This is a genomic window from Bacillus sp. A015, from assembly GCF_053851875.1.
This window is the reverse complement of the sequence record NZ_JBSPZB010000004.1, coordinates 39,253-58,074: the sequence shown is the minus strand read 5'-3', so window position 1 is coordinate 58,074 and position 18,822 is coordinate 39,253. Positions and strand designations below refer to the sequence as shown.

Here is an 18,822-nt window from a genome sequence, read left to right as displayed (position 1 = left end):
ATTACCTAAGAATAGAGGAGGAAGATCACAAATTATAAATCAAAAGGAGTAGGGTAATGAAAAAAATCAACTTTTTTAAGCACTTGACGATGTCGAAGAAATTAATTACTGCATTCTTAGCGATTCTCCTAGTGCCAATTCTCGTATTGGCAGCATTTTCTTATGAGGTGGCATCCAAGTCTCTCAATGATGAGATTATGTCTAGTGCTGCAAATAGTGTTAAGCAATTAAACGAACTCATTAATAAAGATGTACAGCCTAAAATTGACATTGTGTCATACTTATCCAAATCGGTGAAAAAGAATGAATTGGCCTCTAAAAACAAAGATTTACTCAAGGTGAAATTAGAGCAACTATCGGAAACTGATGAAGATGTGGTGGAAGTATTTGTTGCAGATCAAAATGGTAAACTAACAGAATATTCCAAGATACATAAAGGCAGTGCAAAGAGCATCAAAAATGAACCATGGTTTCAACAATCGATGGGAGATGAGAAACCCATCATTTCAGATCCTTTTATAGATAAGTCATCTGATGACCTGCTCATTACAATATCAGAACAATTAGCAGATGGTTCTGGTGTGATTGGGGTCAATATGCGATTGAACACTGTCGTAAAAGATACAAACAGCATCAAAATTGGCCAAGAAGGCTATGCCTTTGTCGCCACGTCAGATAAGCGTTATGTTGCCCATAAAATGGAAAAGACCGGGACGAAATTGACCGGTGACTTTATCACGCAGATGTTTAGCAAAAAGGAAGGAAGCTTTGAATATGAATACAACGGACAGCCGAAGCAAATGTTTTTTGATACAAATGAAGCGACAGGCTGGAAGATTGCCGGGACGATGTATGTCAACGAAGTAAAGGAAGCCGCACAGCCAGTGCTCGACTTAACAATGATCATACTTGCAGCTGCAATTGTCGTAGGCGGAATGGCGATTTATTTTATTATTAAATCCATTCGAAAACCACTGATAGAGCTCTCTGAATCGGCTGAGAAAATCAGTCAGGGAGACCTTACCCAGCATATTGAGGTACGTACTCACGATGAAATCGGCAAGCTTGCGCAGAGCTTTAATGATATGTCCGCAAAGCTGAAACAAGTCATCCAAGCCGTCCAGAATTCAATTGAAAATGTGGCGGCCTCATCTGAAGAATTAACGGCAAGTGCGGGACAGACAGCCCAAGCGACCGAGCATATTACATCATCTATTGAACAGTTCTCAAACAGCACTGAACATCAAAATGATATGATTGAAAAAAGCTCAGTCCAGCTCAACGAAATGGATCGCAGCTTATCGCACATGGTCGACACCACCTCTCATATGAGGGAATCGTCGATCGAATCTAGCAAAACCGCTCAGGCTGGTGGAGAACTCGTTCAAAAAACAGCAGGTCAAATGCAGACGATTGAGCAGGCAGTGAAAGAAGCAGAGCTTGTCATTGCAGGTTTAGAGCAGAAATCAAAGGACATTACAAACATTCTAGGTGTCATCAACGGCATCGCAGACCAAACGAACCTTCTTGCCTTAAATGCAGCGATAGAAGCCGCACGAGCAGGTGAGGCAGGCAGAGGCTTCTCTGTTGTCGCAGAAGAAGTTCGCAAGCTGGCAGAGCAATCAGGAAGCTCTTCAAAAGAAATTGAAAGCCTGACGAACGAGATTGTAGAGGAAATTGAAAAATCACAGAAAATGTTTAAACAAGTAGCGGGTGAAGTTCAGTCTGGATTAAACATGACAGATGAAACAAAAGTGAGTTTTGAGAAAATCAACCATAAAACATCTGAATTGACAGAACAAATGAAACAAATGAACGGATCAGCCAAAGAGCTTTCACATGGCTCGAACGATATTTCACATGCGGTCAATCAGATCAAAGAGCTTTCACGAGAAAGCTCTGCAGGCTTCCAAGATATTGCGGCTTCTGCAGAAGAACAGCTGGCATCAATGGAAGAAATCAGCTCATCCTCTGCCACTTTATCACAGATGGCAGAAGAATTAAGAGAGCTCATTAAACAATTTAAAATGTAAGAGATGTAGTGAAACACCTGACGTTTTGGCGTCAGGTGTTTTTCCTTTCACTGCATATAAATTGGGTATTTTGGACTTATTTAGACTTTAATAAGTTAAAAAAGTAAACAACCTAGTAGTACTTCCGATATATATACTATCTTACTAAAAGGAGTTTTCTTTTTTATGAAATTCATACAGTATTTCCGAAAGCCATCTATTTCAAAAAAGCTCGTATTCTCTTTCTTATTTATTCTCTTATGCCCAATCATTGTATTGGCATACTGTTCATATCATACTGCGAGCACCTCCTTAAATGATCAAATCATGCAAAGTGCAAAGGAAAACGTAGAGCAGCTAGATAAAAATATTACGAAGGTTGTGAAAGTGAAGACAGACGCAGCCGATTTCTTTAGCAAATGGATCACGGAGAAAAAGCTCAAGCAAAAAGGAACAACTGATATTCAAGGACGCTTTGAGCAGTTTATGAGTATGAATGATGACACAGAAGGCATTTTTGTCGCTTCAAGTGATGGCAAAGTGTTTTCAAGATATCCTCATAAAAAAATGCCTGCTGACTATGTCGCAACTGAGCGAGATTGGTATAAAGATGGCTGGGCCAAAAACGGTGAGCTGTCTGTTTCAGCTCCGTATCCAACCGCATCCACAGGTACTCTTGTTGTGACCATCTCTAAAAAACTAGAGGACGGATCAGGTGTCATCGCGATGAACTTAGACATTGCGAATCTAGTAAAAGAGTCAAATAGTATTAACATTGGTAAACAAGGCTATGCCTTTATCGGAAGCCCTGATCGTACCTTTGTTGCCCATCCAACGGAAAAAGCTGGGTCAAAATTATCTGGTGAGTGGTTAGAAAAACTCTATTCACAAGATAAAGGGTCTATGAGTTATATGTTTGAAGGAAAAGAAAAGCAGATGGAGTTCACCACAAACAAGGCAACTGGCTGGAAGATTGTCGGTACAATGTTTGTAAGTGAAGTAAAAGAAGCTGCGCAGCCAGTCTTTAACATGGCCACCATTATTTTAGCCGGCGCCCTCATCATTGGCGGTATTCTCATCTTCTTTATCATCCGTTCAATTACAAAACCACTTTCCATGCTTGTCTCATCTTCAAAGAAGATCAGCGAGGGAGATTTGACAGAAAAAATTGACGTCAGGTCACAAGATGAAATTGGACAGCTTGGCACAAGCTTTAATGAAATGAGTGAGTCACTAAGAGATGTCATTCAAGCCGTACAAACATCTGTTGAAAACGTGGCTTCATCATCTGAAGAACTGACGGCAAGCGCAGGTCAAACAACAAAGGCAACAGAACATATTACATCATCTATTGAAACATTCTCAAACGGCAACGAAAATCAAAGCGAAATGGTTGAACAAAGTGCGGCGCATTTGAAACAAATGAATGAAGGACTGAACGAAGTCGCACAAACCTCTGATGTCATCACAGCGTCATCTGTTCAATCAAAAACAGTAGCGGAAACAGGTGGACAGCTTGTGAAGCAAACAGTTGGTCAAATGAAAACAATCGACCATTCAGTGAAAGAGGCTGAAGGAGTGATCAACGGACTAGAGCATAAATCAAAAGATATCACAAACATTCTAGGTGTGATTAACGGTATTGCAGATCAAACGAATTTACTCGCACTGAATGCAGCCATCGAAGCAGCACGTGCAGGCGAGTCAGGCAGAGGCTTCTCTGTTGTCGCAGAAGAAGTACGTAAACTAGCGGTTCAATCATCAGATTCAGCAAAAGAGATTGAAAAGCTCGTGAAAGAAATTGTATCTGAAATTGAAACATCTCAAAATATGTTCAAATCGGTGAATGAAGAAGTGAAAAATGGTCTTTCTATTACAGATCAAACGAAAGAAAGCTTCTCACAAATTAACCAGCAAACAGCGGAAATCGCAACAAGAATTAATGAAATGAATACAACGGTACGCGAGCTTTCAAAAGGATCTGAGCAAATTTCTCGAGCAGTCAATGACATTGCAGATGTATCGAGAGAGGGTGCAGCAAGCATCCAAGATATCGCGGCATCTGCTGAAGAGCAGCTCGCTTCTATGGAAGAGATTAGTTCTTCTTCTACGACTCTTTCCCAAATGGCGGAAGAGCTGCGAGATTTAATTAAAAAATTCAAGATCAATGAATAATTGAAAGTGGTTCTCCTCAAGGGGAACCGCTCAGATTGTTGACAAAGGGCTAAAATGAACTTTATTTTAGCCCTTTGTCTTCTTTTCAGCGTGATAGAAAACCTTTGCAGTCTAGAAAGGACGAGTACTGGAGCGGAGCGAATTTGACATTCGTGAGCACCGGCACGCAGGACTGACACCGAATGCGAGGGTTTGTCTACACGCTGAGTGGTTCTCCTCAAGGGGAACCGCTTTTCTTTTTAAGAGATGATCTCGTACAATAGAAGAAATCGAAAGAAAAGGAGAGATGTTATGCGTTTATCAGATAAGAAGGTCATTGCGTTTGTGAGTGATGATTTTGAAGATTTAGAGCTATGGTATCCAGTTCTACGTTTAAGAGAGGAGGGTGCAACCGTCCATCTCGTAGGAGAAAAAGCAGATCATGAGTACACCGGCAAGTATGGAGTGCCTGCCGTATCCGATGCAGATTTTTATTCCATTCAAGCTGACGATTATGATGCTGTGCTCGTTCCAGGCGGATGGGCGCCTGATAAACTGCGCCGATATCCAGAAGTATTAGATATTGTCCGTACGTTTGATGCGAAAGGCAAACCAATCGGACAAATTTGCCATGCTGGCTGGGTGCTGATTTCAGCCGGAATCCTGCAAGGTAAAAAAGTGACAAGTACACCTGGTATTAAAGATGATATGACGAATGCTGGTGCGGACTGGTTTGATGAAGCAGTTGTCACAGATGGACATCTCGTTTCAAGCAGACGTCCACCGGATCTTCCGCCATATGTGAAAGCATTTGCGGATGTATTGGCGGCAAAATAATTCTCTTCATACTGAACGTAAAAACAAAGGGCGAAAATAAACATCATTTTCACCCTTTGTTCATCATCTCATGCTCCATTAAGTTTGTCTGTCGGCAGGATACGTCGTGCCCATTTGCCTTCTCGCTTCGTCCATGACGGACATGGTTTGAACAGATAAGGCAAATGTATTGACCGGAGACTGTCCCTTTCCTTGCTGAATACACTCAATAAAATGATCGATTTCATAATACATGGCTGGCTGATCATCTTTGAGAGAGATGTCGGTTTGTTGTCCATGACGATCATGGATCGTGATACGAGAAGGACGGTGGAATTGATCAATGACCATCGTGGCATCTTCTCCTTGAATTTCAGCAGATAAATGGGACGTTGAGATTTTTGAATGAAAAAGAAGTGCTTGATGCCCGTCATACTGTAAAAGTAATGAGCCGCTCCCATCCACCCCAGAAGAAAGCTTATAGCCTCTCGCTGTGATTTGATTTGGCAGGCCAAATAAATAAATGGCTGGAAAGACGAGATACACACCGATATCCATTAAAGAGCCATTAGATAATTCCGGCTTAAAGGCGTTTGGAATCTCACCGTCTCGGTAGGCGTCGTATCTTGAGGAATATTTACAGTAATGGGCGACCACTTGCCGAATAGGGCCTAGTTGATCAAGGTGCTGTTTGATTTGAAGAAAATTTGGTAGAAATGTTGTTTTCATTGCTTCCATTAAACAAACTTGATGTTTTTTCGCTGCGGCAATCATCTGTTCAGCTTCTTTTCGATGGGAGGCTAACGGCTTTTCACATAAAACATGCTTTTGATGCTCCATCATCAAGATGGCTTGCTCTTTATGAAGGGCGTTTGGGCTTGCAATATATACAGCATCAAACGCATCACTATCTGCCATTTTCTGCAAGTTGGTAAAGACCGTATCAATTCCGTACTTTTCGGCAAATGCCTGTCCTTTTTCAGCGGACCGTGAATAGACGGCGGTGCATGTAAAATCCGTAATTCCTTCACCAGCCTGCAAGAACCGATCTGTAATCCAGTTCGTTCCGATGACAGCAAATCGAATCATGTCATTCCCTCCTTCTGCTTTTCTCTGATTATACATGCTTTGAAAGCGTTTGTATGAAAGAATATTCTTTTTATTGAAAAGCGGATGAAACCTTTATCTAGGCTGATGCGTCTTACATAAAGGATATAAATGTACGAAAAGTGGGTAGTTTCTTCCTTCATTCGGGTAATACTCAGAAAGAAGGGAGAGGAGGAAAAACATGAAGCGCATCCTGCATATAGGAAGTACATACGTCTTTGCGCTTTTATTCATAGCAGCCGGTGTTTTTCATGTGATAGAGCCGGGCGGCTTTGCCCGCATGATGAATGGCTGGCCATTTCCCTATGTGATGGTCTATGCTACTGCTTGCTTGGAATGGCTGCTGGCAGTTCTACTGCTTCTGCCAAACGTCAGGATTGCGGCAGCAAAAGGGATCGCTGTCTATCTTGTACTCATTTTCCCAGCAAACCTATTTGCGGCGCGAGAGGGGATTCCATTTCCAGGTCAAGAGAGCACAGAACGAGCCGTGCTATGGATGAGGCTCATTGGACAACCGATTCTGATTTTATGGGCAATGTCCATTGCAAAATTGGAAAAAAAGCTAAAACAATGATCACCATATCATGATCAAGTAGTGTACAATTTACTAAAAAATAGCCCGTGTTTGGAGGAACGATATGAATTCTATGCAAATGTGGAGCAGTCGATTTAGAAAATTCTTTCTTGATAACAAGTTTGTTCTCTTTTTACTCGTCCTGCTATTAATCGGATTGAATATCCTTGTTTTCATGAAAACATCTTTTATTTTCATACCGCTCATTGTACTCGTCAAAACCATTGCCTTACCGATTATTCTAACGGGGGTTGTGTATTATTTATTAAATCCGGTTGTCAACTTGTTAGAGAGATTTAGAATCAAGCGGATTTATTCGATTTTGCTTTTATATCTTGTCATTATTGGCGTTATGACAGTGACTATTGTGTCCATTATTCCTTTCTTACAAGCGCAAACCATGAGTTTGTTTCATAACCTACCGAAATACGTCGATACGGTAGAAGATCAAATTAGACAATTAACAGGCAGCAACTTCATTAATCAAGTGCAAAATACGATGAACTTTAATGTGTCTGAATTAGCCAGTAAAGCGTCAAGCCAAGCGACAAGTATTTTAGAAAGCACCTTCACCGGTGTAGGGACATTTTTGGGTGCGCTGACTGAAATCATTATCTCGATTGTCACAGTCCCATTCATTCTATTTTACCTATTAAAAGACGGCAAAAAATTGCCGGACTATTTCTTGAAATTTATTCCGAATAAGCTAAGAGATCATACACATATCGTGCTGCATGAAATGAATCATCGCCTTAGCTCATATATTCGCGGACAGATCATTGTCAGCTTCTGTATCGGTGTTCTTCTCTTAATTGGATACATGATTATCGGTTTAGACTATGCGTTACTGCTGGCCATCATTGCTGCTTGTACAAGTGTTGTGCCTTACCTTGGTCCAACGATTGCCATTACACCAGCGATTGTGATTGCACTTGTCACGTCACCAATTATGCTGCTCAAATTGATCATTGTCTGGACAGTTGTTCAGTTGATTGAAGGAAAATTTATTTCTCCGCAGGTCATGGGGAAAAACCTTCATATCCATCCAATCACCATCATTTTTGTTCTTTTAACAGCCGGTAAACTGTTCAGCGTGGTCGGCATCATTGTCGCTATTCCGACGTACGCCGTCCTAAAAGTCATCACGACCCACTTATTTGATTGGTTCAAAATGCGATCCAAATTGTATAAAGAAGAAAAGGTTTGATGTCATAATCTTTTTTAGAAAAAAATATAGTATCATAAAGACGAGCTTTCGAAAAAGGAAGCTTGTCTTTATGTGGACATAGATGTTTGGCCTGTTCAAAAGATCAGAATTGAAAGGAAAGAAAATCATGAATCTATGGGATTTATTCGTGGCACTGGTTTTAGGAATTGTCGAGGGGTTAACAGAGTATGCACCTGTCTCATCTACAGGGCACATGATCATTGTCGATGATCTTTGGTTAAAATCGAAGGAAATTATTACGCCAGAGGCAGCAAACACATTTAAAGTCGTGATCCAGTTAGGCTCTATTCTAGCTGTGATGATCGTGTTCAAAGATCGTATTTTGAACTTGTTAGGCTTAAAGAAAAATATCACAGAAGAACAAAAGCGCAGCGGACATAAGCTGACCATTGCTCAAATTGCTGTTGGACTCGTCCCAGCCGTCATTTTAGGATTCTTATTTGAAGATTATATTGATAAATATTTGTTTGACGTCAGAACGGTCGCTGTCGGTTTGATTTTAGGGGCGGTGCTGATGCTTATCGCTGACTGGATCAATAAACGTAAAACAGAAACAAGCTCTGTAGATAACATGACGTACAAACAGGCACTTTATATCGGGCTGTTTCAATGTTTGGCATTATGGCCTGGCTTCTCGCGTTCAGGTTCTACCATCGCAGGCGGCGTTATTCTTGGTCTGAACCACCGAGCTGCAGCTGACTTTACGTTTATCATGGCGATGCCGATTATGGCGGGAGCAAGTTTCTTAACACTCGTGAAAAATGCCGAATATTTAACAACAGATATGCTTCCATTTTTTATTGTCGGTTTTGTGAGTGCGTTTATTGTGGCTCTCTTTGTTGTTCGATTCTTCCTAAAACTGATCAATAAAATCAAACTGGTGCCTTTTGCGATATACCGAATTATCCTAGGTCTGATTTTATTTATCCTGTTTATGTAATGATGTAAACTACTCTTTTTAAAGAGAGTAGTTTCAGCGTGTAGACAAACCCTTGCATTCTTTGTCAGGTCTGCGCGCCGGTGCTCACGAATGTCAAATTCGCTCCGGTGCTCGTCCTTCCTAGACTTCAAAGGTTTTCAATCACGCTGAAAAGAAGACAAAGGGCTAAAATAAAGATCATTTTAGCCCTTTGTCAACAATCTAAAGTCTGCCGATCGGCAGACTTTTTTTATAATGCACATTCTTCGATCTCAAAACCTAAATCCTCAATGATGTGATGATCCGTTTGTACTTGCTGGCCCTTTGTTGTTAAATAATCGCCGACAAAGATGGAATTCGCCGCATAAAGTGCTAGCGGCTGGAGTGTCCGTAAATTAAACTCTCTGCCTCCTGATACTCGAATTTCCTTTGTTGGATTGATGAATCGCATCAGCGCCAAAACCTTCAACGCTTTTATCGGGTGTGTCCGTTCTTGATGTTCAAGTGGAGTTCCTTCGATTGCGTGAAGAAAGTTGACGGGGATTGAATCCGCATCAAGTGCTCTTAGCGCAAAAGCCATTTCAACCATTTGCTGATTCGTTTCACCCATCCCAATAATGACACCTGAGCAAGGTGACATACCAGACTGTTTGACCCGCTCAATGGTCGACACGCGGTCATCATATGTATGAGTCGTCGTAATTTGAGTATGATGATCATGATGTGTATTAATATTGTGATTATACCGATGAACACCAGCTTCCTTCAGCCGCTTCGCTTTGTCTTCATTTAATAACCCAAGACAGGCACACACCTTCAAAGGCATCGTCTCAGTAATCTCCTTAACTGCCGCAGTCACTTCATCTAATTCCCGGTGCGAGGGTGCTCTCCCGCTTGCCACAATACAATACGTACCTGCTTTTCTTTTTAGTGCCTCACGTGCACCGTCCACAATAGTCTTTTGATCAAGCATTGTATATCTTTCAACTGGTGCTTTTGAAATCATAGACTGTGAACAATATCCGCAGTTCTCAGGACAATATCCGCTTTTGGCGTTAAAAATCATATTCAACTTCACCTTTTTTTGAAAAAAATGAAAACGCACTTGATAGGCTGCATGCATAATAGGTAACAATTCTCCATCGTCTGCTTCAAGAATGTCTAGACCCTCTTGCATGGTGATTGGTTCATTTTTCATCGCCTGCTCCGCTATCGCTTCCCAAGACAAAGACATTTGCTTTCCCATAAATAGCCCCTCTCAATATGTTAACTTATTTTTATTAAAAGTTAACATATTGGGTAGGCAATGGCAAGTACTGGATGAATGACGCAAGTGAATCCAAATCAAAAATACCAAAAGGCGATGAACATGAAGTCATCGCCTTTTGATATGTAAAGATTGATCTTAACGAACAGTAATATAGTTAATTACAAGCTCACCCTGTGAATTATAGTAAGAAACAGTTACAGACCCGCGTTGTACCGCAGGAATCCAAGTGAAGTTTGAAGCGGTTTGGTCTAATTGAATCGCCTATGTTGCTCCTGACACAGAAATTTGGCAGAGACAGCGATCGATGAACCTACAGGAAGTGTACGGTTTACAGTAATCACTTTATTCATAATAGGAGCTTTTGCAATGACTGGTTCTTTAGGCTGTGCAGCTGCATGGGCACCTTCAGTTTGGAAGAACGTAAGAGCACCTAAAGACAATGTACAGGCTTACATTCATTTTTTCATCGGTAACGCTTCTTTTTTTGTGTATACACATATTAATAATAATAGAATTATATGTAAATAAAAATATCAAGAGTATTTATGGTGAAAATTGTCATATATTATGTAGAGAAAGACGAGATAATAAAAAAACACATGATTTTTTATTCATATGTCATTCTCTTTTTTAGGGGAAAAAGAGGCATAAAAAAAGCTGGGCACATACCCAGCAATGCAATGCTTTATGAAAAGAGATCATCAATCGTCGTCTGGCTGTTTTGGCTGACGGCCTTTTTGTTTCTCTTTCTCTCTAATGTAGTTAATAAAATCGATGGTTTGTCTTCGTGCTTCTTCGGAAAAATCGGAGGCAGCTTTAAACGCAATTTGCAAATCAGGATCGTCTGCAAGATCGTAATCAGTTCCGCTTTTGTCTTTACCTGTGAGGAGATAATCTGTTGAGACCCCGTATAGCTCGGCGATTTTCACAATCATTTCGCCGTCGGGTTTTCTCAATCCATATTCCCAGTTTGCATAGGTAGACATCGCCTTCAATCCGAGTTTTTTAGCAACGGTTGACTTACTCCATCCATGCTTCTCTCTTAATTCAGTTAAAATCTTTCCAGTCAAATTATCCATTGGAAACACCTTTTTTCATATTATGTGTAAATTTTATCATGAATTACACGGAAAAGATAAATAAATACACAAAAAGAATAAAAATGTGATTGACTTACTCGTTTCGTGTATATTATCATAATGAATATAACTTACACATATTGAGTAAGAGGTGGGAAGATGAAAACTTGGCTATAAGTAGACGTGCGGCTATGCGAATATAGAATTGGGCAGAATGAAGCCCAGCTTAGAAAGAGCAAAGTATATTGCAGATCTGTTAAATACCGGTGTACAGGAGCTTTTTTTGGTCAAAAGTTACACAAAAAGAGTAACTTTTAGAAGAAGACTGTGTTTAGGAAAGGAGAGACGAACAGAATGAATATTGAGCATCCGATGGTGACGCAGATGAATGACTTTGGATACCCAAAAAGTTACTGGTCATATGAGATGAAACGATGTGGTTATCAAGCAGAGGCAGAGGAAAGTCAGGAGGGACATGACGATGATCAGACATCAGTTGACGTTTAATGCTCGAAAAGAAGCGCAGCTTTGTTTAGTACAAGCTGGCGGCTGGATCGCCTTTCATCATAAGGAACCGAAGTTTGTTTTCGCCACGGCAGAAGAGAAGCAGACATACTTGACCCTTATGGCAGCCAAAGCCGCTGATGCAAATAAGGAGGGGATCAGAGCGACATGAATCGATTGAAGAAAATCATGACATTCATGAAATGCTTGCTCAAAGCGAGTCAAAACGAACAAGACATCAGGCAGTGGGCAAAGGATGACGGGAGATCGTAACATGGTCATCCATTTCATCATTGAGACAGAGCATTTATTAACAAAAGAGACGTTCATGAAAAGAATCCAAGCAGCGGCAAAAGCGCAATGCCCGCAAAAAATAAAAGGCGCACTATCACTGGAGATACGTTTATTTGACAACATGCCGCTCGACATAGCTGACTGCCAAAACAAGCGTATATATGCTGAAAAAGGCTTGATACGTCCGGTACACGTCAGCATCTTTCAGCCAAGTCTACAGCATATTCAAGAAGCACTTCGCTCCATTGCCGACGAAGTCCCTCTACAGATTGTGGATTTAAGAGTTTCTCAGTTTTATAGTATGCGCCCAAGAGTTGAAATCATTTTAAATACTGTAGATGACGGTATGAGGTCATCACCAAAAAGGAGACAAGCATATGAACGAGCCAAAACAACTATTGATTCAAGAAAATCAGACATTTGTTGGTGAAATGGAGAAAGGAAAGATTCAAGTCATTGTGTTAGATGGAAATGTAGGAACGGCCTATATGATGGATGTACCTGAGCATGGAAAAACCATTATTCAAACGGCAAAAGGGCATTTTGCAAGAGTAGATCACGAGATTGGTTTTAAAATCAGCTAGCCTGATGAACAATTCACAACATCATAAGTCCAAGACGGAAAGCCTGCGGACACTGATCAAGACCCTACTTAAAGGGGCTGATTGGTGTCCGTTTTTTATTTTCTTAAAAAAAGGGAGAGAGCACATATGCAAGATTTACTGATCGAATATAAAAGAGCATTAAAGGATGCCAGAAAACGATATGAACGATTTAGAGAAAAAGAAGACAAGCTGCTGTCAGATCAAGACAAGCATGATCAAAAAATGATCGCCAGTATGGTAAGCGATCTAGAATACGTTGTGGACTGGCTTCAAATCGGCAGAGAGCCAGGCGCGCGCAGGGGATTAGACAGACGTTCTGTTTATCAGCGCACTATTCTTGCAAATTCAGAAGTATTAGAGGCCTTATCACATGAATATACCCTCATTCAAGAGAAAGAAAGAGAGGTAAGTGAGCGGGACAAAAAACGGATTGACGAAGCTTTGTCTGTTTTAACAGATCGAGAGAAGGACGTATTCTTTATGCACACAACGCAGGGACTATCGTTTAGCGAGATTGCGATCATGCTAGATGTCAAGAAAGGAACTGTACAAAAACATATGGAAAGAGCTCGGACCAAAATGTCCAAAAAAGTGCAAGAACGCCTATTCAAAGCTGCTGAATAGGCGTTTTTTCTTTAGAAAATCAATCAATCAGAGCTTGTCTTACAGTTGCCACCTATAGTTAGAAAGACCAAACGGATGTTTGCTAGCCCTACACAAATGATTCCTTTTTAGGGAATCATTCGAACTAAAAGGAGGCGGCAGGTGAATGTAGATGAAAGATAAACGGATGCAAGCAAAGAAAGATTATATGAAAGGGATGACGTACCAGCAGATATCTGATCATTACAACGTCTCCATCCATACCGTCAAATCTTGGAAAAGACGATACGGCTGGCAAAGACAACAAACATCATCAAAGCAGGCGCACTCAATCTTCAATCAATTTCTTTCGGAGGAAACGATTGAAATCATGGAGAAAATGGGTGGACGCACATCACTTGATATCATCTGGGACCAAATTCAAATTCAATACGCAGCCATTATTCGCGCGCAGCGAATCATGTATGTCGCAGATCAAGAGGACATGATCAAAGAGCTGAAAAAGGCAACATACATGCCTTCTTCATTAGAGGAAGAAACAGCAGAAGGCATTCAGCCAGAACCAAAAATCACGGCAGAAGAATATTCGTTTCAATTTTCATGGGATCGGCATGCCACTTTTTTAAATGCCCAATCTCGTGCAATGGGAGAGCTTAGACGTCTCATTAAACAGTTTGAAGAGCTCGCTCACGCGAAGGATGAAAGAAGATTAAGGCTGAAGCAAATTGAACTGACGATCGAAAAAGCAAAAAAAGCAGTGCGTGAAGAAAAAGAGGAAGATCTTCACATCATGATCAAGCGAAAAGAGGACGACTCATGACGTTGATTGAAAAAGAAGTCAATCCTCACTTTGAACACTTTCTTTTCGATTGGAATCAAAAGTTTCAATTTTTAGTAGGTGGCTATGGCTCATCCAAAAGCTATCACATTGCTTTGAAACTGATCTTAAAACTCCTTGAAGAAAAGCGGACAGCACTTGTCATTCGAGAGGTGTATGATACGCACCGAGAGTCGACATTTTCTCTATTACAAGAAATCGTCAGCGATCTTGGCATCGATCATGTGGTGAAGTGCCGCAGTTCGCCGCTGGCACTGGCGTTTCGAAACGGCAGCAGCATCTTATTTAAAGGGCTGGACAAGCCTGAGAAATTGAAGTCGATCAACAATATCTCGATCATTTGGATTGAGGAGTGTTCAGAGGTTTCTTATGAAGGCTTTAAAGAGCTGCTTGGAAGGCTGAGGCATCCGGCTTTACCTCTTTATATGATGTTATCGACCAATCCTGTTGGTCAGGATAATTGGACGTACAGACATTTCTTTCGAGATGAACAGCTGAAGAGATTTGTTCTTGATGACGAGACATTATACAAAAAGCGCACTGTCGTTATCAAGGATACGTACTATCACCACTCGACGGCAGAAGATAACCTGTTTTTGCCTAAAAGCTATGTGAAGCAGCTGGATGAGCTGAAAGAATACGATCCGGACCTTTATCGAATTGCGAGGAAGGGATTTTTCGGGATCAATGGCACAAAGGTTTTTCCTCAATTTGAGGTAAGACGCCATTCTGACGTAGTAGAAGCGATTCAGCAGATTGAAAGACCACTGAAACGAGCAGGCATGGATTTTGGTTTTGTTGAATCGTACAATGCGTTAATTCGATTAGCCGTCGATCATGAAAAAAAGTACTTATATATTTATTGGGAATATTACGACCGCGGGAAAACAGATGATGAAACAGCTTTTGATCTGAAAGAGTTTGTAGAATCAAAGGAACTCATTAAAGCAGACGCAGCAGAGCCTAAAACCATTCACTATTTTCGGCAGCGTGGATTTCAAATGGTGGCAGCGCATAAGTTCCAGGGCTCACGCTTGCAATATACGAAAAAGATCAAACGATTTAAGAAAATCATTTGTTCCGATGCTTGTCCGTATACAATCTATGAACTTCAATCACTCACCTATAAGGCAGATAAGGACGGACGCCTCGAGGAAGATGAATTTCAGATCGATCCGCACACATTATCAGCCATCTGGTATGCGCTGGATGATTATGAAGTGACGGATTTGAAACATACCGCCTCGGAGCGTGTCCGTCCAAACAGAGAGAGGAGGTCCATACAATGAAACAATTGAAAGCAACGATTATGAAGGCAAACATGTCTGATCACACAAAACAAATGTATGAAGATGAATTTTCCTACGAAAAAGATGACATTGTACCCCCGCCCTACAATATCAATGAATTAAAAAGCATGGCAGAATACTCGACCATTCTTCAGCAATGTATTGATGCCTATAAAACAAACATTTTAGGCTTTGGTTTTGGTGTGGAATACGCCTTTGACTTTAATGCAGAAGGTGTGAAACCGGCAAAAAAGAAGACCGCAGAGAAGGAATGGACAAGACTTGAAGAGTTTACAAAATACATGAACTACGATGAGTCTGCCGATGTGATTCTTGGCTATGTCCTCGAAGACCGAGAGAAAACGGGCAATGGTTTTTTAGAGGTGCTGCGAAATGGACAAGGAAAGCCGGCAGGAATCGAGTATTTAGATGCACTCCATATCCGCATTTGCAAGCTGAGTGAGCCAGTCGACGTCGAATTCCGATACACAGAAAACGGCGAGTTGAAGACGATGAATCGAAAGAAACGATTCCGAAAATATGTGCAGGTGATCAATGAAAAGAAAGTCTTTTTCAAGGAGTATGGTGATCCGCGCATTTTAAATTGTGAAACAGGCAAATACGATGACACCACGCCAGAGCCGCTTCAAGCAACAGAAGTGATCCATTTTAAAATCGGCAGTGGAACGTATGGGATTCCCCGCTGGATTGGCAACATCGTGAATATGTACGGAGCGCGCAAAGCAGAAGAACTGAACTATCTTTATTTTAAGCAAGGACGGCATGTACCTGGTGCCATTATTGTCGAAAATGGAATGCTGTCAGAATCGTCTTATCAGCAGCTTCAGGATTATATGGACGATATTGAAGGATCTGATCATGCCCATAAATTTTTATTGCTTGAAGTAGAAGGTCTTCCGACGGAAAAAGGGTTAACAGGTGAAGAAGATGTATCAAATGTCAAAGTGAACTTTAAATCCTTAGCAGAGATCCTGCAAGAGGATGCGCTCTTTTTAGAATACGACGAAAAAACTAGGAACAAAATCCGCTCCGCTTTTCGCCTGCCGCCTATTTACACAGGCGAGTCTCAAGACTATAACAAAGCCACAGCAGATACTGCGCGTAAAACAACAGAGGAGCAAGTATTTCAGCCAGAGCGGCATCTCATTACAGGGAAACTTAATACCCTTTTCCTGCCGGACCTTGATATATGGCATGTCCGCTTTCTATTAAATGGACCTGATTTTAGAGATCCATTAGAGATCGCCAAGGTTCTTACGCCATTTATTCAAGCTGGGGCAGTGTCACCAAACGATTTGCGAGATCTGGCGGGACGCATTCTTGGGAAAACGTTAGAGGAATGGCCAGAGGAGCTCTATCACCGGCCTTTAGAAAGCCGCATCAAATCAGCTGAAGAACAGCCTCAATCAGAGCCGAACCAGCTGGAGAAATAAACAGAAGGACGTGAGCTTTTTTGAAAGGGGGTGAACATATGCCAAGAGAATTAAAAAACGCAAAAATCACACATGTTTCCTACGTGGACAGGGCAGCAAACCAAAAGAAATTCTTTTTAATGAAAGCAAAGAAGAGGCATCCTGACTTTCATAAGGAGATCAGTGTCCTCACAAAGGCAGAAGATGCTCATCGCCTCGTGTATGGTGTCGTGTATGAACCGAATACTCCAGATGCACACCAAGACTTTATGTCAGCCAAGGAAATTGAAAGAGCGGCACACGGTTTTATGAAGGATGCCCGTCACATTGACAAACAGCATGATTTTCAAGATGGTGTTGGCGAAGTCGTTGAATCATACATTGCCCCGGCGGATTTTGAAGTAGGCGGGGAATTGATTCAAAAAGGATCTTGGGTGCTTGTGACAAAGGCTTCACAAGATATTTGGGATCAAATTCAGCAGGGCCACATTACAGGCTACTCAATGGCTGGGACGGCGGACATCGTGGCAATAGAAGAACAAGATCAGCTCCTATCTCAAGGCACGAATGAGAGAGGGCTTTTTTCTTTGCTGAAAAATTTCTTTTTGAAAGAGGAAGGTGCAAACATGTCACAACAATTTTGGAGCGTTTTAGACCATCTGCTGGAAACCTTACAGTCGAGTGATGGTGATGAATCTAGCGTAAGAGCTGCGCTTGAACAATTGATACCAATGGTGCAGGATGTTTTGAAGACAGATGATGTGCTTCAAACGATTGGCGAAAGGCCAGCATCCGTTCAAAAGCAAGATGCCGGATTGACGGCGGATCAGGTGCGCGAGCTGGAAAAAGCAAAAATGGCAATCGAAAACGTCTTGCAGCAAGCGGAAAAACCAGAGACAGGTCAAGAAGAAGAACCAGTCCAAAAGGTGCTGGAGCAAGTGGTTGCGCCGATTCGCCATCAGCTCTCTTCATTAGAGAAATCAGCCAGCAGAGAAAAAGCAGCCATTTACCAAGTGCTTCAGCAGCAGCTTTTGCCTATTTCAGAGCGGATTCACATGCTTGAAAAAGCGCGGGGCATTTCAAAACAAACAATCCACGATACACAAAACGACAGGACAAAGCCCATATGGGATGGCTTACTATAAGCCTAAATAAGGAGGAAACAGTGTGAGAAATCAAGAGTTGATTCGCAAGGCTGAAATGACACTTGCCAGCTTAAAAACCGGCGGTCTCATGAACGCAACCCAATCCAACACATTCATTAGAATGATGCAAAACACACCAACCGTTTTAAATGATGCACGCATCATTCCGATGGAAAGTGATTCACAAAAAATCGAAAAAATCGGCTTCGGCCAGCGTATTTTGCGCCCAGCAGAAGAAGGAAAAGCGCTTGATGCAAAAGACCGTGTTGTCCCAGCGACAAGCACTGTCCAGCTAAATGCGAAAGAGGTCATTGCAGAGATTCACATGACCTACGACAGCATTGAAAACAATATTGAAAAAGACGGGATTCAGCAGACCATTATGCAAATGCTGGCGGAACGAGCGGCGGTAGATATTGAAGAGCTGATCGTCAATGGTGATACAACATCATCAGATCCGTTTTTAGCTCAAATGGATGGCGTAAGAAAACAAGCAGTATCTCATATTGTAGATGCAAATGGAGCAGAAATTAGCCGACAAATGTTCAAACAAGCCTATAAAGCGATGCCATCAAAATATTTACGTGTTCCTCAGGATTTCCGTTTCTACACATCTCCAAGTTTAGAGGTCGAGTGGAAGGATCAAGTAGCAAACCGTCAGACTGGCTTAGGAGATGCGGCAATTCAAGGCGGACTTTCCTCTGCATTTGGTGTCCCGGTCAAAGGCCTTGCCAATATGCAGCCATATGACGAAGCAGGAACAGACGTATCAGATATTTTACTGACACACCCTAAAAACATTATCGTAGGTTTTTCTCGCAATATTCGTATTGAAGTAGAAAAAGATATTCGCAGCCGTAAGTTTATTATCGTCCTGACAGCGAAGCTAGACAGCAAATTTGAGGAAGAGGATGCTGTAGCAAAAGTGATGAAAGTGAAAGAGTAGGTGACG

The 18,822-nt window shown here is 41.5% G+C and carries 20 protein-coding genes and 1 pseudogene; 18 read left to right on the top strand and 3 right to left on the bottom strand.

Features of this window, described 5'->3' with window-relative positions; translation table 11 throughout:
• Nucleotides 1–56: 56 nt before the first annotated feature.
• The 4 genes and pseudogenes from ACSLGF_RS04800 to ACSLGF_RS04785 form a co-directional block, all read left to right on the top strand.
• Nucleotides 57–1,094: pseudogene (locus ACSLGF_RS04800) on the top strand (HAMP domain-containing protein); the annotation flags it as partial.
• Complete coding sequence (locus ACSLGF_RS04795) at nucleotides 1,086–2,033, top strand: methyl-accepting chemotaxis protein (protein WP_456003263.1); 948 nt, start codon at nucleotides 1,086–1,088, stop codon at nucleotides 2,031–2,033. The pseudogene ACSLGF_RS04800 and the gene ACSLGF_RS04795, both read left to right, overlap by 9 nt.
• A 165-nt stretch (nucleotides 2,034–2,198) precedes the next feature.
• Nucleotides 2,199–4,187: a methyl-accepting chemotaxis protein TlpB gene (tlpB, locus tag ACSLGF_RS04790; protein WP_456003009.1), complete on the top strand. Its 1,989-nt coding sequence runs from the start codon at nucleotides 2,199–2,201 to the stop codon at nucleotides 4,185–4,187.
• A 291-nt stretch (nucleotides 4,188–4,478) separates the two neighbouring features.
• Nucleotides 4,479–5,003 carry a type 1 glutamine amidotransferase domain-containing protein gene (locus ACSLGF_RS04785; protein ID WP_456003008.1) on the top strand — a complete coding sequence of 175 codons (525 nt, stop codon included), beginning with the start codon at nucleotides 4,479–4,481 and terminating at the stop codon, nucleotides 5,001–5,003.
• Between the two features lie 78 nt (nucleotides 5,004–5,081).
• Here ACSLGF_RS04785 and ACSLGF_RS04780 read toward each other — a convergent pair whose 3' ends face one another.
• Nucleotides 5,082–6,071: a Gfo/Idh/MocA family protein gene (locus ACSLGF_RS04780; protein WP_456003007.1), complete on the bottom strand. Its 990-nt coding sequence runs from the start codon at nucleotides 6,069–6,071 to the stop codon at nucleotides 5,082–5,084.
• Nucleotides 6,072–6,270: 199 nt separating this feature from the next.
• Here ACSLGF_RS04780 and ACSLGF_RS04775 point away from each other — a divergent pair, with 199 nt between their 5' ends.
• The 3 genes from ACSLGF_RS04775 (at nucleotide 6,271) to ACSLGF_RS04765 (ending at nucleotide 8,831) form a co-directional block, all read left to right on the top strand.
• Nucleotides 6,271–6,663: a DoxX family protein gene (locus ACSLGF_RS04775; RefSeq protein WP_456003006.1), complete on the top strand. Its 393-nt coding sequence runs from the start codon at nucleotides 6,271–6,273 to the stop codon at nucleotides 6,661–6,663.
• Between the two features lie 64 nt (nucleotides 6,664–6,727).
• The gene (locus tag ACSLGF_RS04770) at nucleotides 6,728–7,870 is read left to right on the top strand and encodes an AI-2E family transporter (protein WP_456003003.1); all 1,143 of its coding nucleotides are present in this window, start codon (nucleotides 6,728–6,730) and stop codon (nucleotides 7,868–7,870) included.
• A 127-nt stretch (nucleotides 7,871–7,997) separates the two neighbouring features.
• The gene (locus ACSLGF_RS04765; protein WP_099727153.1) at nucleotides 7,998–8,831 is read left to right on the top strand and encodes an undecaprenyl-diphosphate phosphatase; all 834 of its coding nucleotides are present in this window, start codon (nucleotides 7,998–8,000) and stop codon (nucleotides 8,829–8,831) included.
• A gap of 229 nt (nucleotides 8,832–9,060) precedes the next feature.
• On the opposite strand, the gene bioB is transcribed toward ACSLGF_RS04765, so the two are convergent.
• Nucleotides 9,061–10,056 (bottom strand): biotin synthase BioB, encoded by a 996-nt coding sequence (bioB, locus tag ACSLGF_RS04760; RefSeq protein WP_456003001.1) that lies wholly within the window; start codon nucleotides 10,054–10,056, stop codon nucleotides 9,061–9,063.
• Nucleotides 10,057–10,446: 390 nt separating this feature from the next.
• Between bioB and ACSLGF_RS04755 the strand changes: the two genes are divergently transcribed.
• Nucleotides 10,447–10,608, top strand: a complete 162-nt coding sequence (locus tag ACSLGF_RS04755; protein ID WP_456002999.1) for a hypothetical protein — start codon at nucleotides 10,447–10,449, stop codon at nucleotides 10,606–10,608.
• A 173-nt stretch (nucleotides 10,609–10,781) separates the two neighbouring features.
• On the opposite strand, the gene ACSLGF_RS04750 is transcribed toward ACSLGF_RS04755, so the two are convergent.
• Nucleotides 10,782–11,159 carry a helix-turn-helix domain-containing protein gene (locus ACSLGF_RS04750; RefSeq protein ID WP_099727137.1) on the bottom strand — a complete coding sequence of 126 codons (378 nt, stop codon included), beginning with the start codon at nucleotides 11,157–11,159 and terminating at the stop codon, nucleotides 10,782–10,784.
• A 354-nt stretch (nucleotides 11,160–11,513) separates the two neighbouring features.
• Between ACSLGF_RS04750 and ACSLGF_RS04745 the strand changes: the two genes are divergently transcribed.
• From ACSLGF_RS04745 to ACSLGF_RS04700, 10 genes are all read left to right on the top strand, one after another.
• The gene (locus ACSLGF_RS04745) at nucleotides 11,514–11,666 is read left to right on the top strand and encodes a hypothetical protein (RefSeq protein ID WP_180275504.1); all 153 of its coding nucleotides are present in this window, start codon (nucleotides 11,514–11,516) and stop codon (nucleotides 11,664–11,666) included.
• Nucleotides 11,641–11,835: a hypothetical protein gene (locus ACSLGF_RS04740; RefSeq protein WP_456002997.1), complete on the top strand. Its 195-nt coding sequence runs from the start codon at nucleotides 11,641–11,643 to the stop codon at nucleotides 11,833–11,835. Before ACSLGF_RS04745 ends, ACSLGF_RS04740 begins: the two co-directional genes overlap by 26 nt.
• Nucleotides 11,836–11,937: 102 nt before the next feature.
• Nucleotides 11,938–12,387 (top strand): holliday junction resolvase, encoded by a 450-nt coding sequence (locus ACSLGF_RS04735; RefSeq protein ID WP_456002995.1) that lies wholly within the window; start codon nucleotides 11,938–11,940, stop codon nucleotides 12,385–12,387.
• A gap of 1 nt (nucleotide 12,388) precedes the next feature.
• Nucleotides 12,389–12,541: an XtrA/YqaO family protein gene (locus ACSLGF_RS04730; protein ID WP_373465696.1), complete on the top strand. Its 153-nt coding sequence runs from the start codon at nucleotides 12,389–12,391 to the stop codon at nucleotides 12,539–12,541.
• 126 nt (nucleotides 12,542–12,667) lie between these two features.
• Nucleotides 12,668–13,186: a sigma-70 family RNA polymerase sigma factor gene (locus tag ACSLGF_RS04725; RefSeq protein WP_456002993.1), complete on the top strand. Its 519-nt coding sequence runs from the start codon at nucleotides 12,668–12,670 to the stop codon at nucleotides 13,184–13,186.
• A gap of 151 nt (nucleotides 13,187–13,337) precedes the next feature.
• Nucleotides 13,338–13,985: a phage terminase small subunit gene (terS, locus tag ACSLGF_RS04720; RefSeq protein WP_456002991.1), complete on the top strand. Its 648-nt coding sequence runs from the start codon at nucleotides 13,338–13,340 to the stop codon at nucleotides 13,983–13,985.
• 5 nt (nucleotides 13,986–13,990) lie between these two features.
• Nucleotides 13,991–15,292: a PBSX family phage terminase large subunit gene (locus ACSLGF_RS04715; protein WP_456003261.1), complete on the top strand. Its 1,302-nt coding sequence runs from the start codon at nucleotides 13,991–13,993 to the stop codon at nucleotides 15,290–15,292.
• Nucleotides 15,289–16,746, top strand: coding sequence for a phage portal protein (locus ACSLGF_RS04710; RefSeq protein WP_456002989.1), 1,458 nt, complete (start codon nucleotides 15,289–15,291; stop codon nucleotides 16,744–16,746). The genes ACSLGF_RS04715 and ACSLGF_RS04710 overlap by 4 nt, the downstream gene beginning before the upstream one ends.
• A 38-nt stretch (nucleotides 16,747–16,784) precedes the next feature.
• Entirely contained in the window at nucleotides 16,785–17,870 is a 1,086-nt protein-coding gene (locus tag ACSLGF_RS04705; protein ID WP_456002987.1) for an XkdF-like putative serine protease domain-containing protein, read from the top strand.
• A 22-nt stretch (nucleotides 17,871–17,892) separates the two neighbouring features.
• On the top strand, nucleotides 17,893–18,816 hold the full coding sequence (locus ACSLGF_RS04700) for a phage major capsid protein (protein WP_456002985.1): 924 nt from the start codon (nucleotides 17,893–17,895) through the stop codon (nucleotides 18,814–18,816).
• Nucleotides 18,817–18,822: the final 6 nt, after the last annotated feature.